Annotated in this window: 21 protein-coding genes; 5 read left to right on the top strand and 16 right to left on the bottom strand. The window is 72.6% G+C overall.

Going from position 1 to position 18,108, the window contains the following annotated elements; translation table 11 throughout:
* Window positions 1-101: 101 nt before the first annotated feature.
* The 3 genes from ABZ939_RS21745 to hisI are packed head-to-tail and all read right to left on the bottom strand — an operon-like array spanning window position 102 to window position 2,631.
* Window positions 102-764 (bottom strand): TIGR02234 family membrane protein, encoded by a 663-nt coding sequence (locus ABZ939_RS21745; protein WP_361857485.1) that lies wholly within the window; start codon window positions 762-764, stop codon window positions 102-104.
* Between the two features lie 14 nt (window positions 765-778).
* The gene (locus ABZ939_RS21750) at window positions 779-2,269 is read right to left on the bottom strand and encodes an anthranilate synthase component I (RefSeq protein ID WP_361857488.1); all 1,491 of its coding nucleotides are present in this window, start codon (window positions 2,267-2,269) and stop codon (window positions 779-781) included.
* A gap of 11 nt (window positions 2,270-2,280) precedes the next feature.
* On the bottom strand, window positions 2,281-2,631 hold the full coding sequence (gene hisI / locus ABZ939_RS21755) for a phosphoribosyl-AMP cyclohydrolase (protein WP_215074337.1): 351 nt from the start codon (window positions 2,629-2,631) through the stop codon (window positions 2,281-2,283).
* A gap of 84 nt (window positions 2,632-2,715) precedes the next feature.
* Between hisI and ABZ939_RS21760 the strand changes: the two genes are divergently transcribed.
* Window positions 2,716-3,351 (top strand): TIGR03085 family metal-binding protein, encoded by a 636-nt coding sequence (locus tag ABZ939_RS21760; protein WP_361857491.1) that lies wholly within the window; start codon window positions 2,716-2,718, stop codon window positions 3,349-3,351.
* Between the two features lie 96 nt (window positions 3,352-3,447).
* On the opposite strand, the gene ABZ939_RS21765 is transcribed toward ABZ939_RS21760, so the two are convergent.
* The 10 genes from ABZ939_RS21765 to hisD form a co-directional block, all read right to left on the bottom strand.
* Window positions 3,448-4,701 (bottom strand): MFS transporter, encoded by a 1,254-nt coding sequence (locus ABZ939_RS21765; RefSeq protein ID WP_361857494.1) that lies wholly within the window; start codon window positions 4,699-4,701, stop codon window positions 3,448-3,450.
* Complete coding sequence (locus tag ABZ939_RS21770; protein ID WP_361857497.1) at window positions 4,698-5,285, bottom strand: helix-turn-helix domain-containing protein; 588 nt, start codon at window positions 5,283-5,285, stop codon at window positions 4,698-4,700. The genes ABZ939_RS21765 and ABZ939_RS21770 overlap by 4 nt, the downstream gene beginning before the upstream one ends.
* Before the next feature lie 113 nt (window positions 5,286-5,398).
* Window positions 5,399-6,154, bottom strand: coding sequence for an imidazole glycerol phosphate synthase subunit HisF (gene hisF / locus ABZ939_RS21775; RefSeq protein ID WP_361857500.1), 756 nt, complete (start codon window positions 6,152-6,154; stop codon window positions 5,399-5,401).
* Entirely contained in the window at window positions 6,151-6,561 is a 411-nt protein-coding gene (locus tag ABZ939_RS21780) for a RidA family protein (protein ID WP_361857503.1), read from the bottom strand. The genes hisF and ABZ939_RS21780 overlap by 4 nt, the downstream gene beginning before the upstream one ends.
* The gene (gene priA, locus ABZ939_RS21785; RefSeq protein ID WP_361857506.1) at window positions 6,558-7,289 is read right to left on the bottom strand and encodes a bifunctional 1-(5-phosphoribosyl)-5-((5-phosphoribosylamino)methylideneamino)imidazole-4-carboxamide isomerase/phosphoribosylanthranilate isomerase PriA; all 732 of its coding nucleotides are present in this window, start codon (window positions 7,287-7,289) and stop codon (window positions 6,558-6,560) included. The genes ABZ939_RS21780 and priA overlap by 4 nt, the downstream gene beginning before the upstream one ends.
* Before the next feature lie 2 nt (window positions 7,290-7,291).
* Window positions 7,292-7,942 carry an imidazole glycerol phosphate synthase subunit HisH gene (gene hisH / locus ABZ939_RS21790; RefSeq protein WP_361857509.1) on the bottom strand — a complete coding sequence of 217 codons (651 nt, stop codon included), beginning with the start codon at window positions 7,940-7,942 and terminating at the stop codon, window positions 7,292-7,294.
* On the bottom strand, window positions 7,939-8,106 hold the full coding sequence (locus tag ABZ939_RS21795; RefSeq protein ID WP_361857512.1) for a hypothetical protein: 168 nt from the start codon (window positions 8,104-8,106) through the stop codon (window positions 7,939-7,941). Before ABZ939_RS21795 ends, hisH begins: the two co-directional genes overlap by 4 nt.
* A 4-nt stretch (window positions 8,107-8,110) precedes the next feature.
* The gene (hisB, locus tag ABZ939_RS21800; protein WP_158986436.1) at window positions 8,111-8,704 is read right to left on the bottom strand and encodes an imidazoleglycerol-phosphate dehydratase HisB; all 594 of its coding nucleotides are present in this window, start codon (window positions 8,702-8,704) and stop codon (window positions 8,111-8,113) included.
* Window positions 8,701-9,831, bottom strand: coding sequence for a histidinol-phosphate transaminase (locus ABZ939_RS21805; protein ID WP_361857515.1), 1,131 nt, complete (start codon window positions 9,829-9,831; stop codon window positions 8,701-8,703). The genes hisB and ABZ939_RS21805 overlap by 4 nt, the downstream gene beginning before the upstream one ends.
* A complete protein-coding gene (gene hisD / locus ABZ939_RS21810) occupies window positions 9,828-11,150 on the bottom strand; it encodes a histidinol dehydrogenase (protein WP_361857518.1) in 1,323 nt (440 codons plus the stop codon). Before hisD ends, ABZ939_RS21805 begins: the two co-directional genes overlap by 4 nt.
* A 174-nt stretch (window positions 11,151-11,324) precedes the next feature.
* Here hisD and ABZ939_RS21815 point away from each other — a divergent pair, with 174 nt between their 5' ends.
* The 4 genes from ABZ939_RS21815 to ybaK all read left to right on the top strand — a co-directional run bounded on the left by ABZ939_RS21815 (window position 11,325) and on the right by ybaK (window position 15,373).
* Window positions 11,325-12,926: an oxidoreductase gene (locus ABZ939_RS21815; RefSeq protein WP_361857521.1), complete on the top strand. Its 1,602-nt coding sequence runs from the start codon at window positions 11,325-11,327 to the stop codon at window positions 12,924-12,926.
* A 150-nt stretch (window positions 12,927-13,076) separates the two neighbouring features.
* Window positions 13,077-14,114, top strand: a complete 1,038-nt coding sequence (locus ABZ939_RS21820) for a hypothetical protein (protein WP_361857524.1) — start codon at window positions 13,077-13,079, stop codon at window positions 14,112-14,114.
* Window positions 14,115-14,119: 5 nt separating this feature from the next.
* Entirely contained in the window at window positions 14,120-14,857 is a 738-nt protein-coding gene (locus tag ABZ939_RS21825; protein WP_361857527.1) for an LON peptidase substrate-binding domain-containing protein, read from the top strand.
* 12 nt (window positions 14,858-14,869) lie between these two features.
* A complete protein-coding gene (gene ybaK, locus ABZ939_RS21830) occupies window positions 14,870-15,373 on the top strand; it encodes a Cys-tRNA(Pro) deacylase (protein ID WP_361857530.1) in 504 nt (167 codons plus the stop codon).
* 245 nt (window positions 15,374-15,618) lie between these two features.
* Here the strand turns inward: ybaK and ABZ939_RS21835 are convergent, their stop codons facing one another.
* From ABZ939_RS21835 to ABZ939_RS21845, 3 genes are read right to left on the bottom strand one after another with little or no spacing between them, the layout of a single operon-like run.
* Window positions 15,619-16,236 (bottom strand): DUF2567 domain-containing protein, encoded by a 618-nt coding sequence (locus ABZ939_RS21835; RefSeq protein ID WP_361857533.1) that lies wholly within the window; start codon window positions 16,234-16,236, stop codon window positions 15,619-15,621.
* A 45-nt stretch (window positions 16,237-16,281) separates the two neighbouring features.
* A complete protein-coding gene (locus tag ABZ939_RS21840; RefSeq protein WP_361857597.1) occupies window positions 16,282-17,094 on the bottom strand; it encodes an ABC transporter permease in 813 nt (270 codons plus the stop codon).
* A gap of 19 nt (window positions 17,095-17,113) precedes the next feature.
* Window positions 17,114-18,103: an ABC transporter ATP-binding protein gene (locus ABZ939_RS21845; RefSeq protein WP_361857536.1), complete on the bottom strand. Its 990-nt coding sequence runs from the start codon at window positions 18,101-18,103 to the stop codon at window positions 17,114-17,116.
* Between the last annotated feature and the right edge of the window lie 5 nt (window positions 18,104-18,108).

Genomic DNA, 18,108 nt, shown 5'->3' on the forward strand with positions numbered 1-18,108 from the left:
ACCGGCGCGCGGCGATGAATCGGGGGTGGCGCGACGATCACGCGTCGCGCCGGGCGTCCGCGCCCGGCCTCCGCGCCCGGCCTCCGCGCCCGCTCTCGCGCTCAGTCCTCGTGCGTGGGGTCCTCGCCGCGGTCCAGAGCCTTCCACAGGTCCTCCGGCCGGTCGGAGGAGGCGGCTCCTGGCGCCTTGCGCGGGGCGCGGGGCGTGCCGGACCGCTCGTAGCGCCCGCCCATCGCCGGCCAGCTCTTGCCGTACCGCAGGGCGAGCAGGCCCGCGGCGAGGATGAGCAGTGCTCCGGCGGCGGTGACGTACGGCCAGGCGGTGTGGGTCAGCCCGGCCACGGAGGCGGCCGTGTCGCCGGTGATGCGCGCGGCCTCCCCGTCCAGGGCGTCGGTGTCGGACGCGCCGAGGAACGCGGCGAGCGCCGCGCCCGCGCCGCTGAGCGCGAGCAGCCCGGAGACGAGGGTGCGCCCGGCGCGGCGGACGGCGAAGACGGCGACCAGCGCGGCGAGGCCGACTATGGCGAGGGCCGTCGGGACACCGGTGACGGTGCCGCCGTCGGCCTCCACCGGCACGGTGCCGCCGCCCACCGACGCCGTGCCCTCGGCCCAGATCTGGCCCGCGGAGAGCAGCACGACGGTGGCACCGAGGGCGCCGAGCAGGAGGGCCGCGGCCAGGCTGCGGCGGCCGCCGGACGAGGCGGCCGCGCCGCCCACGCGTGCGGCACGGGGCTGGGGTACGGGAACAGCACTCACGTACCCCACTATCCCTTACGCCGTCATACGCCGTTCATCCGGTTGGCGGTGTGTACGGCGCGGAGCACCGCGGCCGCCTTGTTGCGGCACTCGTTGTCCTCGCCGACCGGGTCCGAGTCGGCCACGACACCGGCTCCGGCCTGCACGTACGCGGTGCCGTCGCGGAGCAGGGCGGTACGGATGGCGATCGCGGTGTCGGAGTCGCCGGCGAAGTCGAGGTAGCCGACGCAGCCGCCGTACAGCCCGCGCCGGGACGGCTCCAGCTCCTCGATGATCTGCATGGCGCGCGGCTTCGGCGCTCCGGAGAGCGTTCCGGCCGGGAAGCAGGCGGTGAGTACGTCGAACGCGGTCTTCCCCTCCGCGACCCGCCCGGTCACGGTCGACACGATGTGCATGACGTGCGAGTACCGCTCGATCGACATGAAGTCGACGACCTCCACCGACCCCGGCTCGCAGACCCGGCCGAGGTCGTTGCGGCCGAGGTCGACGAGCATCAGGTGCTCGGCCCGCTCCTTGGGGTCGGCGAGCAGTTCCTCGGCGAGGTCGTGGTCCTCCTGCGGGGTGGCGCCGCGGTGCCGGGTGCCGGCGATGGGGTGGAGCATCGCCTGCCCGTCCTCGACCTTGACCAGCGCCTCGGGGGACGAACCGACGACGTCGAAGCCGTTCTCGAAGCGGAAGAGGTACATGTACGGGGACGGGTTGGTGGCCCGCAGCACGCGGTAGACGTCGAGGGCGGAGGCGCGGCAGGGGGTCTCGAAGCGCTGCGAGGGGACCACCTGGAAGGCCTCGCCCGCCCGGATCCGCTCCTTGATGTCCTCGACGGCGTCCTGGTAGGCCGGGCCGCCCCACAGGGCGGAGAACTCCGGCAGTTCGGAGGCGGGCAGCGCGGCGGGGGCGTTGGCGACCGGGCGGGCCAGGTCGGCCTCCATCGTGTCGAGCCGGGCGACGGCGTCGGCGTACGCCTCGTCGACGCCGGTCTCCAGGTCGTTGTGGTTGATCGCGTTGGCGATCAGCAGGACCGTGCCGTCCCAGTGGTCCAGGACGGCGAGGTCGCTGGTGAGCAGCATGGTCAGCTCGGGGAGCTGCAGGTCGTCCCGGGTGGAGTCGCCGATGCGCTCCAGGCGGCGGACGATGTCGTATCCGAGGTAGCCGACCATGCCGCCGGTGAAGGGCGGCATCCCCGAGGCGAGGTCGCGGGGGGTGTGCAGGGCTTCGACGGTGGCGCGCAACGCCTGCAGGGGGTCTCCGTCGGTGGGCACACCGACGGGCGGGGAGCCGAGCCAGTGCGCCCGGCCGTCCTGGACGGTGAGGGTGGCGTCGCTGCGGACGCCGATGAAGGAGTAGCGCGACCAGGAGCGGCCGTTCTCCGCGGACTCGAGGAGGAAGGTGCCAGGGCGTTCGGCGGCGAGCTTGCGGTAGAGCCCGACCGGGGTGTCGCCGTCCGCGAGGAGCCGGCGGCTGACAGGGATCACGCGGCGGTCGGCCGCCAGCTTGCGGAAGGTCTCGAGGTCCATGGCGGCTGACCTTACTGGGAGAGCGGGAGCACGTCGGCGTCGAAGCAGGTGCGCGCGCCTGTGTGGCAGGCGGCGCCGACCTGGTCGACCTTGACGAGCACGGTGTCGGCGTCGCAGTCGAGGGCGACGGACTTGACGTGCTGGACGTGGCCGGAGGTGTCGCCCTTGACCCAGTACTCCTGGCGGCTGCGTGACCAGTAGGTGCAGCGGCCGGTGGTGAGGGTGCGGTGGAGGGCCTCGTCGTCCATCCAGCCGAGCATCAGCACCTCGCCGGTGTCGTACTGCTGGGCGATGGCCGGGACGAGTCCGTCCGGGCTGCGCTTTAGGCGGGCGGCGATGTCCGGGTCGAGATTGCTGCTCATGCGGCCATTGTGCCGTGGTCGGGGGGTGCGTCCGGGTGAGCGTCCACTGGGCGGACCACGGGGCGCGGTCGTACCCTGGCAGGCATGTCGACCCATGCGAAGCGTGAACGCCTTCTGCTCGCCGATCTGTTGGAGGCAGCGGGTCCGGACGCCCCGACGCTCTGCGTGGGCTGGCGGACCCAGGATCTCGCGGCCCATGTGGTGGTGCGCGAGCGCCGTCCGGACGCGGCCGCCGGGACGCTCGTACCGCCGTTGAAGGCGCGCCTGGACCGGGTGCAGGCCGAGTTCGCCGACAAGCCGTACGAGGAGCTGATCCAGCTCATCCGTACGGGACCGCCGCGGATGTCGCCGTTCATGATCAAGCAGGTGGACGAGGGGGCGAACATCGTCGAGTTCTACGTCCACGCCGAGGACGTCCGGCGCGCCCAGCCGGACTGGTCCCCGCGCGAGCTGGACCCGGTGTTCTCGGACGCCCTGTGGTCGCGCCTGGAGAAGGGCGCCCGTCTCCTCGGCCGGAAGGCCCCGGTGGGTCTTGTGCTGCGCCGCCCGAACGGCCAGACGGCGGTGGCGCACCGCGGCACGCCGGTGGTGACGGTCTCCGGCGAGCCTGGCGAGCTGACGATGTTCGTGTTCGGCCGCCAGGACGCGGCGAAGGTGGAGCTGGACGGGGAGCAGGACGCGATCGACCGCCTGCACGAGGCGAAGCAGCTGGGGATCTAGGGCCTGTCCGGCGGATCATGGCCGGGTCCCTAGGGCCTTCCCCTGGATCCTGCGGTGCCAGGCGCCGCGAGCCCGGCATGATCGACGAGGCACCCCCTAGCCCTTCACGGCGCCCCCGGGCAGCTCCGCGCGGCGCAACGACCGCACGGAGAGTCCGAACACGCCGGCGAGGGCGCAGATCGTGGCGCTGGCGACGTACACCGGGGTGAGGCCCCACAGGCCCACCGCCGCGCCGGTGAGGGGGAAGCTCAGCGGGGCGATGCCCAGGCTGAAGAAGCTGGACACCGCTGTCACCCGTCCGAGGTACGCGGGGTCGCACTCCGTCTGGGTGAGCGCGCCGCACAGGGCACCGCTGAGGCCGGCGAGCAGGCCGACCGAGCCGGACACGGCCACGGCGACGGGAAGCTGCGGTACGAGGGCGAGGGCGGCGATCGAGCCGGCGCCGAGGGTGATCGTCCAGGCCATGACGGCCCCGGCGCGGGGTATCCGGCCCCGGACCGTCAGCAGCAGGGAGGCGGCGGCCGCTCCCGTGCCGAATCCGGCGAGGATCCAGCCGATGCCGGCGGCGCCCCAGCCCCGCTCGTCGGAGAGGAGCGCGAGGCCGACGTTGAGGGGGCCGACGAAGCCGAGGTCGCTGAGCGCGACCACGATCATCAGCGGGCCGAGGACCTGGTGGCGGCGGATGTAGCGCAGTCCGTCGGCGAGGTCGCGCAGGGCGGTGCCGTCACGGGACGGCTCGCCACCGGGCAGCGGGGTGATCCGGAGCGTCAGGAGCAGTGGCAGGGAGAACGCGAAGAGGAGGCCGGCCGCCGCGAACGCCGAGGCCGGTCCGCCGAGGGCGACGGCGAGGCCGCCGAGCGGGGCGCCGAGGACGAGCCCGGCGCGGTAGGCGAGGCCGCGCATGCCCTGGACGCGGGCGAGCTGGTCGCGCGGGGCGATCCGGGGCGGCAGGGCACCGACCGCGGGCAGGAAGAGGGCGTCGACCGTGCCGAAGACGAGGGCGACGGTGGCGAGCACCCAGAGGGCCGGGCTGGTCAGGAGCAGGAGGGCGGCCACGCCGAGGACGACGAGGCAGCGGACGGTGTCGGAGAGGAGGACGACCCGGCGTGGTCCGAAACGGTCGGCGATCACTCCCCCGCCGAGCATGAGCAGGGCGCGTGGCACGGCGCTGACGGCCATGACGAGCCCGGCCTCCGCGGGGGTTCCGCCGCGGACGACGGTCCAGGAGAGGGCGAGGTGGTAGACGCTGTCGCCGAGGGTGGAGGCGGTGTAGGCACCGAGCCAGCGCAGGATGTTGCCGTCGCGGTGGGCGGGACGGGCGGGCGCCTGGGTGGGCGCGAGGACGGTCATGAGCGGTAGGGGAAGCCGTGGAGGTGGAGGGCGACGTTCTCGCGGCCTTCGGTGTCGCCGGCCTCCTCGGCGGCGCGGGCCCGCTGGTCGTACTTCTGCACGACGGCCTCCAGCTCCTGGCCGAGTGCGGCCAGTTCGGCGGCGGTCAGGCGGGGCAGCCACTCGGAGCTGAGGGAGGCGGAGCGCCATTCGTCGGACCAGGTCAGCCGCTCGTCGAGGAAGCGCCGGTGGAGTTCGGCGCGCTGTTCGTTGATGGTGCGGCCGAGGGCGTCGCTCGCGGCGACCAGCTCGGGGGTCCCGCGGACGTCCTCGTCCCGGATGCTGAACCCGTACGAGCTGGGCTGCCACCAGCGCTCGCGGCCGTCCGCCGACTGGGTCTCGGCCTCCTCGATGAGGCCGTGGTCGGCGAGCTTGCGCAGGTGGTAGCTGACGAGCGAGACGGCCTCGTCGACCTGGTCGGCCAGTTGGGAGGCGGTGGCGGTGCGGGCCACGAAGAGGGCGCGGTAGAGGCGCATCCGCAGCGGGTGCGCGATGGCCTTGAGTGTGCCGAGGTCGGTGATCCGGCGATTGTCGGGCGAGGTCATGCCGTGACCGTAGATACGAAGGAAAACTTGCGCAACAGAAATTGCACAAATAATCCTGCACATCTCGAGGAAGGAAAGGGCCCCCCGGCCGGGGGCCCTTCCGCTGCGGTGGTTCAGCGGACCGGGTGGCCCGCCTCCCGCAGTGCGTCCTTGACCTGCGAGATCCGCAGATCGCCGAAGTGGAAGACCGAGGCGGCCAGGACCGCGTCCGCCCCCGCCTCGATGGCCGGCGGGAAGTCGGAGAGCCTGCCCGCTCCCCCGCTCGCGATCACCGGCACGGTCACGTGCTTCCGCACAGCCGCGATCATCTCGGTGTCGTAGCCGTCCTTCGTCCCGTCCGCGTCCATCGAGTTGAGCAGGATCTCGCCCGCGCCCAGCTCGGCGGCCCGGTGCGCCCACTCGACGGCGTCGATGCCGGTGCCCTTGCGGCCACCGTGCGTCGTCACCTCGAACGAACCCGAGGCCGTCCGCCGCGCGTCCACGGACAGCACAAGCACCTGGCGGCCGAAGCGCTCCGCGATCTCGCGGATCAGCTCGGGCCGGGCGATGGCGGCCGTGTTCACGCCCACCTTGTCGGCACCGGCACGCAGCAGCTTGTCGACGTCCTCCGCCGAGCGCACGCCGCCGCCCACCGTCAGCGGGATGAAGACCTGCTCGGCGGTGCGGCGCACCACGTCGTAGGTCGTCTCCCGGTTGCCGGAGGAGGCGGTGATGTCGAGGAAGGTCAGCTCGTCGGCGCCCTCGGCGTCGTACAGCTTCGCCATCTCGACGGGGTCGCCGGCATCACGCAGGTTCTGGAAGTTGACGCCCTTGACGACCCGGCCGTTGTCCACGTCCAGGCAGGGGATCACTCGTACGGCGAGACTCATACCGCACCACTCCTGTAGGCCTCGACCTCGACCTCGACGACCAGGCTCGGGTCGACGAAGCCGGAGACGATGATCATGGACGCGGCCGGGCGGACCGCGTCGAACAGCTCCTTGTGGGCGCGGCCGACCTCGTCCACGTCCCGGGCGTGCGTGATGTACATCCGGGTCCGCACGACGTCCTCGGCGCCCAGGCCGAGCTTCTTCAGCGCGTCGAAGGCGACGTTGAAGGAGTTCACGGTCTGCTCGTAGGGGCCTCCGCCGGCGATCTGGCCGTCGATGATGGACGTGCAACCGGCGACCAGCACCAGACCGTTCGGCAGCTCCACCGCGCGCGAGTAGCCGAACTGCTCCTCCCAGGGAGCGCCGGTCACCACCTTGCGCACGGAGTCGCGTCCCGATGCGGTCATACGGAAGCCACCGCCTCCAGGGCCTCTTCCAGGGTGAACGCCTTGGCGTACAGCGCCTTGCCGACGATCGCGCCCTCGACACCCAGCGGCACCAGGCCGGACAGGGCGCGCAGGTCGTCCAGGGACGACACGCCGCCGGAGGCGACGACGGGCTTGTCGGTGGCGGCGCAGACGTTCTTCAGGAGCTCCAGGTTCGGGCCCTGGAGCGTGCCGTCCTTGGCGATGTCGGTGACGACGTAGCGGGCACAGCCCTCGGAGTCGAGGCGCGCGAGCGTCTCGTACAGGTCGCCGCCGTCGCGGGTCCAGCCACGGCCGCGGAGCGTGGTGCCCCGGACGTCGAGGCCGACCGCGATCTTGTCGCCGTGCTCCGCGATGACCTTGGCGACCCACTCGGGGGTCTCCAGGGCGGCGGTGCCCAGGTTGACGCGGGTGCAGCCGGTCGCGAGGGCGGCGGCGAGCGAGGCGTCGTCGCGGATGCCGCCGGAGAGTTCGACCTTGATGTCCATCGCCCTGGCGACCTCGGCGATCAGCTCACGGTTGTCACCGGTGCCGAAGGCGGCGTCGAGGTCGACCAGGTGCAGCCACTCGGCGCCGGAGCGCTGCCAGGCGAGGGCGGCCTCCAGCGGGGAGCCGTAGGAGGTCTCCGTGCCGGACTCGCCGTGCACGAGGCGGACGGCCTGGCCGTCGCGGACGTCGACGGCGGGGAGGAGTTCAAGCTTCTGAGCCATGATCAGAGGGTCTCGATCCAGTTGGTGAGCAGCTGTGCTCCGGCGTCGCCGGACTTCTCGGGGTGGAACTGGGTCGCCCAGAGGGCGCCGTTCTCGACGGCCGCGACGAACGGCTCGCCGTGGGTGGCCCAGGTGACCTTGGGGGCACGCATGTTGGGGTTACCGATCTCCAGGCTCCACTCGCGCACCGCGTAGGAGTGCACGAAGTAGAACCGGGCGTCGGCGTCGAGGCCCGCGAACAGCTCGCTGTCCTCGGGCGCGTCGACCGTGTTCCAGCCCATGTGGGGCACGACCGGGGCCTTCAGCGGCTCGACCGTACCGGGCCACTCGTCGAGGCCCTCGGTCTCCACGCCGTGCTCGATGCCACGGGCGAAAAGGATCTGCATGCCGACGCAGATGCCCATGACGGGACGGCCGCCGGAGAGCCGGCGGTCGACGATCCACTCGCCGCGGGCCTCCTTGAGGCCCTTCATGCAGGCGGAGAAGGCGCCGACGCCGGGGACGAGGAGCCCGTCGGCGTTCATGGCCTTGTCGTAGTCGCGGGTGATCTCGACCTCGGCGCCGACATGGGCGAGGGCCCGCTCGGCGGAGCGGACGTTGCCGAAGCCGTAGTCGAAGACGACGACCTTCTTGGGAGTACTCGCAGTGCTCATTCCCAGATTCCCTGAATCCGAAGGACGCCGGCGACCAGGCACATCACGGAGGCGATGGCGAGGACGGCGATCACGCCCTTGGGCAGCTCTTGCTTGGAGAAGGAGTACACACCGCCGGCGAGGAAGAGCCCGACGACGATGAGGACGGTGGAGAGGCCGGTCATGGAGTTAGAGTGCGCCCTTCGTGGAAGGCAGGATGCCGGCCGCGCGCGGGTCGCGCTCGGAGGCGTAGCGCAGGGCCCGGGCCAGCGCCTTGAACTGGCACTCCACGATGTGGTGGGCGTTGCGCCCGTACGGCACGTGGATGTGCAGCGCGATCTGCGCCTGCGCGACGAAGGACTCGAAGATGTGGCGGGTCATCGTCGTGTCGTAGGAGCCGATCATCGGCGCCATGTTCTCGGGCTCGGTGTGCACCAGGTAGGGGCGGCCGGAGAGGTCGACGGTCACCTGGGCGAGCGACTCGTCGAGCGGGACGGTGCAGTTGCCGAAGCGGTAGATGCCGACCTTGTCGCCGAGCGCCTGCTTGAAGGCGGCGCCGAGGGCGAGGGCGGTGTCCTCGATGGTGTGGTGCGAGTCGATGTGCAGGTCGCCGTCGGTCTTGACGGTGAGGTCGAACAGACCGTGGCGGCCGAGCTGGTCGAGCATGTGGTCGTAGAAGCCGACGCCGGTGGCGACGTCGACCTTTCCGGTGCCGTCGAGGTCGATCTCGACGACGACGGAGGTCTCCTTGGTGGTGCGCTCGACTCTTCCAACGCGGCTCATGCGCTCTGCTCCTTCTTCATTTCACGGACCGCGTCGAGGAACGCGTCGTTCTCTTCAGGGGTGCCGGCGGTGACCCGCAGCCAGCCCGGTACGCCGTTGTCCCGGACCAGGACGCCCCGGTCGAGGATCTGCTGCCAGGCCGCGTGGGAGCCCTGGGCTCCGTCGAAGCGGCCGAACTGGACGAAGTTGGCGTCGGACTCGGTGACCTCGTAGCCGATCGCCCGCAACTCGGTGACCAGGCGGTCCCGCTCGGTCTTGAGCTGCTCGACGTACCCGAGGAGCGTGTCGGTGTGCTCCAGGGCGGCGAGTGCGGTGGCCTGGGTGACGGCCGAGAGGTGGTACGGCAGGCGTACGAGCTGGACGGCGTCGACCACGGCGGCGTGGGCGGCGAGGTAGCCGAGGCGCAGGCCGGCCGCGCCGAAGGCCTTGGACATGGTGCGGGAGACGACCAGGTTCGGCCGGCCCTCGATCAGCGGCAGGAGGGAGTCCCGGTGACTGAACTCCACGTACGCCTCGTCCACCACGACCAAGGAGGGCTTGGCGGCCTGGGCCGCCTCGTACAGCGCGAGGACGGTCTCGGCCTCGACCGCGGTGCCCGTGGGATTGTTGGGCGAGGTGATGAAGACGACGTCCGGCCGGTTCTCGGCGATCGCCTTCTCGGCCGCCTCGACGTCGATGGTGAAGTCCTCGTTGCGCGGTCCGGAGATCCAGCCGGTGCCGGTGCCGCGCGCGATGAGGGCGTGCATCGAGTACGAGGGCTCGAAGCCGATGGCCGTACGACCCGGGCCGCCGAAGGTCTGCAGCAGCTGCTGGAGGACCTCGTTGGAGCCGTTGGCGGCCCAGACGTTCTCGACGGCGACCGGGTGCTTTCCGGTACGGGTGAGGTAGCGGGCGAGCTCGGTGCGGAGCTCGATCGCGTCCCGGTCCGGGTAGCGGTTGAGGCCGCGGGCGGCCTCGGCGACCCGCTCGGCGATCCGGGCCACGAGGGGCTCGGGCAGCGGATAGGGGTTCTCGTTGGTGTTCAGCTGGACGGGGACGTCGAGCTGGGGCGCGCCGTAAGGGGACTTGCCCTTGAGCTCGTCCCGGATGGGGAGGTCGTCGATGCCGACGGTGTCGTACGAGGTCACTTGCCGGGCACCTTCCATCCGAACCGGGCCTTGAGCGCGGCACCGTGCGCGGGCAGGTCCTCGGCCTCGGCGAGGGTGACCACGTGGTGGGTGACCTCGGCGAGGGCGTCCCGCGTGTAGTCCACGATGTGGACGCCGCGCAGGAAGGACTGCACGGAGAGACCCGAGGAGTGGCAGGCGCAACCGCCGGTGGGCAGCACGTGGTTGGAGCCGGCGCAGTAGTCGCCGAGCGAGACCGGCGCCCAGGGGCCGACGAAGATCGCGCCCGCGTTGCGGACGCGGTCGGCGCGGGCGGCGGCGTCGGCGGTCTGGATCTCCAGGTGCTCGGCGCCGTACGCGTCGACGACCTTGAGGCCGTCCTCCAGGTCGCTGACGAGAACGATCGCGGACTGCTTTCCGGCCAGGGCCGGGACGATCCGGTCGTCGATGTGCTTGGTGGCGGCGACCTGGGTCTTCAGCTCGGCCTCGGTGGCCTCGGCCAGTTCCTCGGAGTCGGTGACGAGGACGGCGGCGGCCATCGGGTCGTGCTCGGCCTGGCTGATGAGGTCGGCGGCGACGTGCACGGGGTCGGCGGTGGAGTCCGCGAGGATCGCGATCTCGGTCGGGCCGGCCTCGGCGTCGATGCCGATGCGGCCGGTGAAGTACCGCTTGGCGGCGGCGACCCAGATGTTGCCGGGGCCGGTGACCATGTTGGCGGGGGCGCAGGACTCGGTGCCGTACGCGAACATCGCGACGGCCTGGGCGCCTCCGGCGGCGTACACCTCGTCGACGCCGAGCAGCGCGCAGGCGGCGAGGATCGTCGGGTGCGGCAGGCCGCCGAACTCCTTCTGCGGCGGGGAGGCGAGCGCGACGGACTCGACGCCGGCCTCCTGTGCCGGGACGATGTTCATGATCACGGAGGAGGGGTAGACGGAGCGGCCGCCGGGCGCGTAGAGGCCGACGCGCTGGACCGGGATCCACTTCTCGGTGACGGTGCCGCCGGGGACGACCTGGGTGGTGTGTGTCGAGCGGCGCTGGGCGCGGTGGACGATCCTGGTCCGCCGGATGGACTCCTCGAGTGCGGCGCGGACGGCCGGGTCGAGCTGCTCCAGGGCCTCGGCGAGCGCCTCGGCCGGCACGCGGACGTGCTCCAGCTTCACACCGTCGAACTTCTCCGCGTACTCGACCAGCGCCGCATCGCCACGATGATGGACGTCCTCGCAGATGGGCCGCACCTTCTCCAGTGCGGCTTCCACGTCGAACTCGGCACGGGGCAGCAGGTCGCGCAGTGCGCCACCCTCGGGGAGGGCGTCGCCGCGCAGGTCGATACGAGAGATCACGGGTCAATTCTCGCAGACGCCCCACAAGCGCCGGACGTCCGTATCACTGGCTGATACGAGCCACAGTGGCGTCTTGTCGCCACAGCTGACCGTTAGCGTTCAGTCCGTCACTCAGCGGGAAGAACGGCTGTACGAATCCAGGGAAGCGGGTTCGTGGAAAGCGAGGGGGCGGCAGTGACCGAGCCGCACGAGGACGGAATTCCGGACGGACTCACGGGCCCGGAGCGGGCCATGTGGCGGGCCTTCCGGATCGGCAGAAGCTGCGATCTGAGCGAGGGGGACGCGGCGCGGGACGATCCCTTCGGCCCGCACGTCTGGGGGGACCGGCGGAGTGTGCGCGCCGATGTGGTGGCGCTGCTGCTGCTCGACGGGCCGGCGGCGCGCTCCGGGCGGGTCGCGGCGCTCAAGCTACGGGGCGTGCGGATCACGGGGGTGCTCAATCTCGCCGGCGGGACGATAGGCCCGTACGTGGAGCTGAACCGCTGCCGGTTCGACCAGGAGATCGTCCTGCCGGAGGCCCACTTCGGGACGGTGCGGATGGTGGAGTGCGCGATACCCCGCCTGGAGGCGGCGCGGCTGCACACCCAGGGCGATCTGCATCTGCCGCGCTGCCGCGTGGAGCGGGGCATCCGACTGACGGACGCGCAGATCGGCACGGATCTGCTGATCAACCAGATCAGGGTGTGGCCGGACCGGCGTGGCCGGGCGATCACCGCGGACGGTCTCGCGGTGGCGCAGGACCTCCAGGCCGAGCTGATCGAGACGTACGGCGAGCTCAGTCTGCGCGGGGCGAAGGTCGGGGTGTCGCTGAGTCTGCGGGGCAGCGTGCTGCGCGGGGCGCAGCAGCGGCGCGCGCTGAACGCCCCGCAGTTGACGGTGGAGCGCTCGCTGTATCTGAACGCGGCGTGGGTCTACGACGGCTCGGGGAACGCCACGGCCACTCCCCCGTACGGCATCGGGTACACCCCGGTGAGCGGGGCGCGACGCAAGCCGGTCGAGTGCCACGGCGGGGTGCGTCTGGACGACGGCCGGTTCGGCGACGCGGTGGACCTGCACTACGCGAGGTTCGTGCTGGACGGTTCGCGGCGCGAGGAGGTGTCGCTGCGCCGGATCGTCACGCCGGAGCTGCGGTTCAACGGGGAGCCGCCGGAGGAGGGGCGGGTGGTGCTCAACGGCGCGAAGGTCGTGACGCTGATCGACCTCTCCACGAGCTGGCCGGGACCGGGCGGTCTGTCGATGAACGGCTTCGTCTACGAGAACCTGGTGCCGTACGGGCACTTCCCGCTGGCGCGGCGGCTCGAGTGGGTCGCGGCGGCGACCCCGGAGTACGCCCCGGAGCCGTACGAACGTCTGGCGACGGTGCTGCGCAACAGCGGGGAGGACGCGGACGCCCGGGAGGTGCTGCTCGCCAAGCAGCGCCGACGCCGGGAGACGCTGCCGGTGGCCGGCAAGCTCTGGGGCTACCTCCAGGACCTGACGGTGGCGTACGGCTACCGGCCCGCGCGGGCCGCCCTGTGGATGGCGGTGCTGTGGGCGGCGGGGGCGCTGGCGTTCTCCCGCTACGAGCCGGTGCCGCTGAAGGGGGACGAGTCCCCGAAGTGGAGCGCCACGCTGTACGCGCTGGATCTGCTGCTGCCGGTGATCAACCTGGGCCAGGACGGCTACTGGCGTCTGGAGGGCTTCTGGCAGTGGGCCGCGACGGTGCTCATCCTCCTGGGCTGGGTACTGGCGACGACGGTGGCGGCGGGGGCGTCGCGGCTGCTGCGGCGGGGGTGACGGGAGGGGTGCGAGGGGTGGATCCTGGTCGCATACAGACCACACCCCACCCCTTTCTTTACCCTGTCTTGACCTCGTGCAGGACAACTTTCCTGCCGCCACCAAAGCTTCACAGTCCCCCACTGGCGCCGCCCTCACCTGCGGTTTTCAATGGTCCGCACCATGTCTTTGCTCCGCGCCCTGATCGGCACCGCCCGAGTGGTCCGGCATGCACCTCGGCTCGCCGCCGCCCTGCCGCCGGACGACGACGTGCTGCTCGACGCGCCGGACGAAAGGCTCGCCCCGGCGCTGGTGGCGGCCGCCCTCGCCGACCCCGAGCCCGCGGCCAAGCTGCTCGCGACTACCCGGGACGCCGCCGAGTGGGAGAAGCGGGACCGGTACGTGGCGCGGCTCGCCACCTTCGCGTACAGCCGTGACGACTGGCTGACCCACTGGCTGGCCGTCTCGCCGCGCGACCCGGACGCGCTGCTCGTCAAGGCGGAGCTCGCGGTGCGCAGGGCCTGGGGGTCACCGGCCCGCTCCGAGCGGCTGCGCGAGCTCGGGCCGCTCATCGACGCGGCCGCCGAGGCCTCGCCCGGCGACCCGGTGCCGTGGCGGCTCGCCCTGGACCACGCGCGGGGCACGCACGCGGGCCATGGGGCGTTCGAGTCGCTCTGGGAACAGGCCGTGCGCCGCTCCCCGCACCACTACGGCTGCCATGTCGCCGCGCTCCGGTATCTGTCGGCCCAGTGGTACGGCTCGCACCGCGAGTGCTTCGACTTCGCCGAGCAGGCCGCCGAGGACGCGCCGCCCGGTTCCCTGGCGCGGTCGCTTCCGCTCAACGCCGCCTTCGCCCAACTCCTCGCCGGCGCAGGGCCCGTGCAGGAGGACCGGATCGACGAGGCGGCCGACCGCGGCATCGCGCTGTCGGCGGAGTGTCCGGTGGGTGATCCGTGGCCCGCGGAGGTCCGCAATCTGCTGGTGTACGTGCTGGTCAGGCGGGAACGCCCGGGGGAGGCGCTGGAGGAGTTCCGCCGGATCGGCCCGTACGCCACGTCGTTTCCATGGGCGCTCGTCGGGGACGATCCGCTCGCCGGTTTCCTGGAGGCGCGGGACACGGTGCGGGCCGAAGTGGCCCGTACGATCCCGCTGCGCGGAGCCGGACGGGGACGGGCCGGACGGGGCGCGCCCGGCGGCCATTACGCTTGACCGCTGTGACCACCGCTCGCCTGCCTCTCTTCCCGCTCAACGCGGTGCTGTTCCCGGGCCTTGTGCTGCCCCTGAACGTCTTCGAGGAGCGTTATCGCGCCATGATGCGCGAGTTGCTCAAGACCGACGACTCCGAGCCCCGTCGCTTCGCCGTCGTCGCGATCCGCGACGGCCGCGAGGTCGCGCCGACCGAGCCGGGGATGCCGGACCCGACGGCTCAGCGGGAGAAGGGACCCGCCGCGGGCTTCGGCCCGGACCCCATCCAGGCGTTCCACCGGGTCGGCTGCGTCGCCGACGCGGCGACGATCCGCGAGCGCGCGGACGGCAGCTTCGAGGTGATGGCCACCGGCACGACCCGGGTGAAGCTGCTGTCGGTGGATGCGAGCGGCCCGTTCCTGGTGGGCGAGGTCGAGGAGATCCCGGAGGAGCAGGGCGACGAGGCGGGCACGCTCGCCGAGGGCGTGCTGCGGGCGTTCAGGAACTACCAGAAGCGGCTGGCGGGTGCGCGGGAGCGGTCGCTGACGACGAGCGATCTGCCGGACGATCCGTCGGTGGTGTCGTACCTGGTCGCGGCGGCGGCGGTGCTCGACACCCCGGCGAAGCAGCGGCTGCTGCAGGCGCCGGACACGGCGACGCGGCTGCGTGAGGAACTGACCCTGCTGCGGACGGAGACTGCCGTGCTGCGGCATCTGCCGTCGCTGCCGGCGGTGGACCTGACGCGGGCGCCGACGAGCCCGAACTGACGAAGGATTCCTGTGGCGAAGAAGCAGAAGAAGCAGGCGAACGGGGGCGGGACCCCGGCGACGGTGGCCCTGACGGCGTCCGGAACCCCGTTCACGCTCCACGCGTACGACCACGATCCGGCGTCCCCCTCGTACGGCGAGGAGGCGGCGGAGGCGCTGGGCGTCTCCCCCGACCGGGTCTTCAAGACGCTCGTCGCGGACGTCGACGGCGAACTCACGGTGGCGGTCGTCCCGGTCGCCGGCCAACTGGACCTGAAGGCCCTGGCCTCGGCGGTCGGCGGCAAGCGCGCGGCGATGGCGGACCCGGCGGCGGCCGAACGCACGACGGGCTACGTCCGCGGCGGCATCTCCCCCCTGGGCCAGCGCAAGCGCCTCCGCACGGTCCTGGACGCCTCGGCCTCCACCCACGAAACCATCTGCATCTCGGCAGGCCGCCGCGGCCTGGAGGTCGAACTGACCCCCACGGCCCTGGCCACCCTGACCTCAGCGGTCCTGGCCCCCATCGGCCGCGGCTAGAGCCTGTCCTCCGGCCCCGGCACGAGCCCGCTCGCTTCGCGGCGCGAAGCTGCCGCATGGTTTTCGGGGCCACGGTCCCGCCCGACTCTCCCATGCCTCGCGATACGCAGCCGCCGCTGCAGCGGGCGGCGGGGCCCGAAGGCCCAGTCAGTCGGCTGCGGCGCGAAGCTGCCGCTTCGGGGGTTCGGGGCGGAGCCCCCGGTCTCGTCAGAGTTTCGGGAAGGGGCGGGGTGGGGGAAATCCCCTCAGGCCGCCGGGGGCGCCTCCTGTGGGGGCCACTCGTCTTCCGGGTCGCGGGGGCCGAAGAGGGCCGTCAGGGCTAGGTGGACGACCATCGCCGCGATCGGCCACGCCAGCATCCCCCCGGCCCACATCTCCAGCTTCAGCGGCGCGTCGAACACCACGTTCGCCCCCACCTCCTTCGCGTGCGCCACCACGTCGTGCGTCGGGCCCAGCAGCGTGCCCACGCCCCAGCCCAGGAGCGATCCGAGGACGCCACCCACCGCCAGCGACACCACCAGGGCCACGCCCCCGTGCCGGTGGAAGAGGAAGACGAGCGCCGCCGCCACCGCCCCGAATCCGAGCGCCAGCAGCACGAACGTGCCGTCCGCGCCGATCGCCGACTCCCCCTCGCTGTGCCGCAGGAACACCGCCTTGCCGTCGGAGATCAGCGTCACCCGGGGCGCGAGCCACAGCCACAGCAGCCCCAGCACCGCACCGGCGACCATCGAGACGGCGGTCACCACGGCGGCCTGCCGCAGTTCCTTCACCGCGCTCGGCACGCCGTCGTCCGGCGGCAGGGGCGGGTAGGGCGAGGGCCACCCGTACGGCGGCTGGTGAGGCGGTGTCAGAGGTGCGGTCACCCCGCCATCGTGCCAGGTAAGGGAGCGACCCGCCTCAGCGGATCGTCAGCGGACCGCCGCCCGCCGGTACGCCCACGTCGCCACCGCCAGCGACACGACCCCGACCACCCCGCACACCGCGAGGTCGAGCCCCACCGCCGCCCAGTCCGGATGCGGCTCGAAGGTCCGGGCCAGGGCCTCCACCCCGTACGTCGACGGCAGCAGGTCCCGCGCCCAGCCGATCGGTTCCGGCAGCCGCTCCGCCGGCAGCACCCCGAGGAGCAGCGCCGCCGACATGCCCAGCTGCCCGAGCAGCGTCGCGAGTTCCTGCCGCGGCGCCAGCAGCCCGAGCGCCGCGCCGAGCCCGGCCAGCGCGGCCCCGGCCAGCGGCACGATCGCCGCGAGGATCCACAGGTTCCCGAGCGGCAGCCCGAAGAGCAGTGACCCGATGACCGCCGTCACGGCGGTCCCCGGCACGGTGAAGGACGCGTACGCCCCCGCCGCCCCCAGCACCACCGACGCGGGAGGCACCGGCAGCGTGGCGTAGTGGTCGAGGCCGCCGGTGGCCCGCAGCTGCCCGAAGTACTGGGCCAGCAGATTGAGCGCGACGAAGGCGACGACGAGGACCGACGAGCCGGCCACGACCGCCCGCGCCTCCGACCCGCCGTCGACGACGCCCCGCATCAGGACCATGATCCCGACGGACTGGAACGTCGCCACGAACAGCAGCGGGATACGGGAGACCCGGGCGCGCGAGAGCTGCGCGCGGTACACGGCGGCGAGGGCCGGCAGCAGCCGGGCGCGCGGCGCCAGCGGCGCGGCGCCGTCCGCGGCCGGTGTCCTGGCGGCCAGGGCGGGCGCGACCTCGGCGGGCACGATACTCACTCCGTACAGCTCCTCATGCCTTCACCAGTCCCGTGGCTCCTTCGATCTCGCCGCCCAGGGCCAGATACACGTCCTCCAGGCTCGGCGTGGCCAGCGTGAAGTCGTCCAGCGCGGCGAACGCCGCCCCGCCTGTCACCGCCGCGACCGTCGCCCGCGCCTCGTCCGGGGCCAGCCGAAGGGTCCAGCGCCGCCCCGACTCCTGTGCGAGCCCGTGCAGCGCGGCGACCTCGGGGACCTCCAGCGGGGCGCGCTCGCGCCAGACCAGGTCGACCCGGACCTCGCCCGCGACGCGTTCCTTGAGCCCGGCCGGGGTGTCGCAGGCGATGACCCGTCCGCGTTCCAGGACGGCGACCCGGTCCAGTACGGTCTCGGCCTCGATCACGTTGTGGGTGACCAGCAGCACGGTGGTGCCGTGCTCGGCGCGCCGCCGGTCGACGGCGGACCAGACGGCCCGCCGGGCGATCGGGTCCATCCCGGTGGTGGGTTCGTCGAGGACCAGCACCGGCCGCTCGCCGACCAGGGCGGCGGCGACGCAGGCGAGTCGGCGCTGTCCGCCCGAGAGCTTCTTGAGCGGCCGCCCGGCGAGCTCGGTCAGGCCGAGCTCGTCCAGGACGGCGTCCTTCTGTGCCCGCGCGTCCCGTGCGGTGAGCCCGCGCAGGCGCCCGGTGGTCTCGGCGGCGAGCGCGACGGTCAGCTCGTCGAGCGCGGTGGATTCCTGGCCGAGGTAGGCGAGCAGGCGCGCGGCGCGTTCCGGGTGGCGTACGAGATCGTGGCCGAGCAGTTCGACCGTGCCGGAGTCGGGGCGCATCAGCCCGGTCAGCTGACGCACGAGCGTGGACTTGCCGGCACCGTTGGGGCCGAGCAGGCCGAAGATCTCGCCGCCGCGGACATCGAGGCTGATCCCGTCGGTGGCGCGGATCTCGGGGGTCGCGGGCGCCCCTCGCCGGGCGCGCGCGGCGGGGTACGTCTTGACCAGGTCCCGCACCACGCACACCGTACTCACGGAGG

The sequence above is a fragment of the Streptomyces sp. NPDC046712 genome (genome assembly GCF_040645695.1).
In the GTDB taxonomy this organism is placed as follows: Bacteria; Actinomycetota; Actinomycetes; order Streptomycetales; family Streptomycetaceae; genus Streptomyces.

Coding starts and splice junctions, on each gene's coding strand:
- hisI (WP_215074337.1), bottom strand. CDS start 2,631: ATGAGCAGCAATCTCGACCCGGACATCGCCGCCCGCCTAAAGCGCAGC.
- ABZ939_RS21750 (WP_361857488.1), bottom strand. CDS start 2,269: ATGGACCTCGAGACCTTCCGCAAGCTGGCGGCCGACCGCCGCGTGATC.
- ABZ939_RS21795 (WP_361857512.1), bottom strand. CDS start 8,106: ATGACCGGCCTCTCCACCGTCCTCATCGTCGTCGGGCTCTTCCTCGCC.
- ABZ939_RS21780 (WP_361857503.1), bottom strand. CDS start 6,561: ATGACCGCATCGGGACGCGACTCCGTGCGCAAGGTGGTGACCGGCGCT.
- hisH (WP_361857509.1), bottom strand. CDS start 7,942: ATGAGCACTGCGAGTACTCCCAAGAAGGTCGTCGTCTTCGACTACGGC.
- ABZ939_RS21760 (WP_361857491.1), top strand. CDS start 2,716: ATGTCGACCCATGCGAAGCGTGAACGCCTTCTGCTCGCCGATCTGTTG.
- hisF (WP_361857500.1), bottom strand. CDS start 6,154: ATGAGTCTCGCCGTACGAGTGATCCCCTGCCTGGACGTGGACAACGGC.
- ABZ939_RS21765 (WP_361857494.1), bottom strand. CDS start 4,701: ATGACCGTCCTCGCGCCCACCCAGGCGCCCGCCCGTCCCGCCCACCGC.
- ABZ939_RS21820 (WP_361857524.1), top strand. CDS start 13,077: ATGGTCCGCACCATGTCTTTGCTCCGCGCCCTGATCGGCACCGCCCGA.
- ABZ939_RS21770 (WP_361857497.1), bottom strand. CDS start 5,285: ATGACCTCGCCCGACAATCGCCGGATCACCGACCTCGGCACACTCAAG.
- priA (WP_361857506.1), bottom strand. CDS start 7,289: ATGGCTCAGAAGCTTGAACTCCTCCCCGCCGTCGACGTCCGCGACGGC.
- hisB (WP_158986436.1), bottom strand. CDS start 8,704: ATGAGCCGCGTTGGAAGAGTCGAGCGCACCACCAAGGAGACCTCCGTC.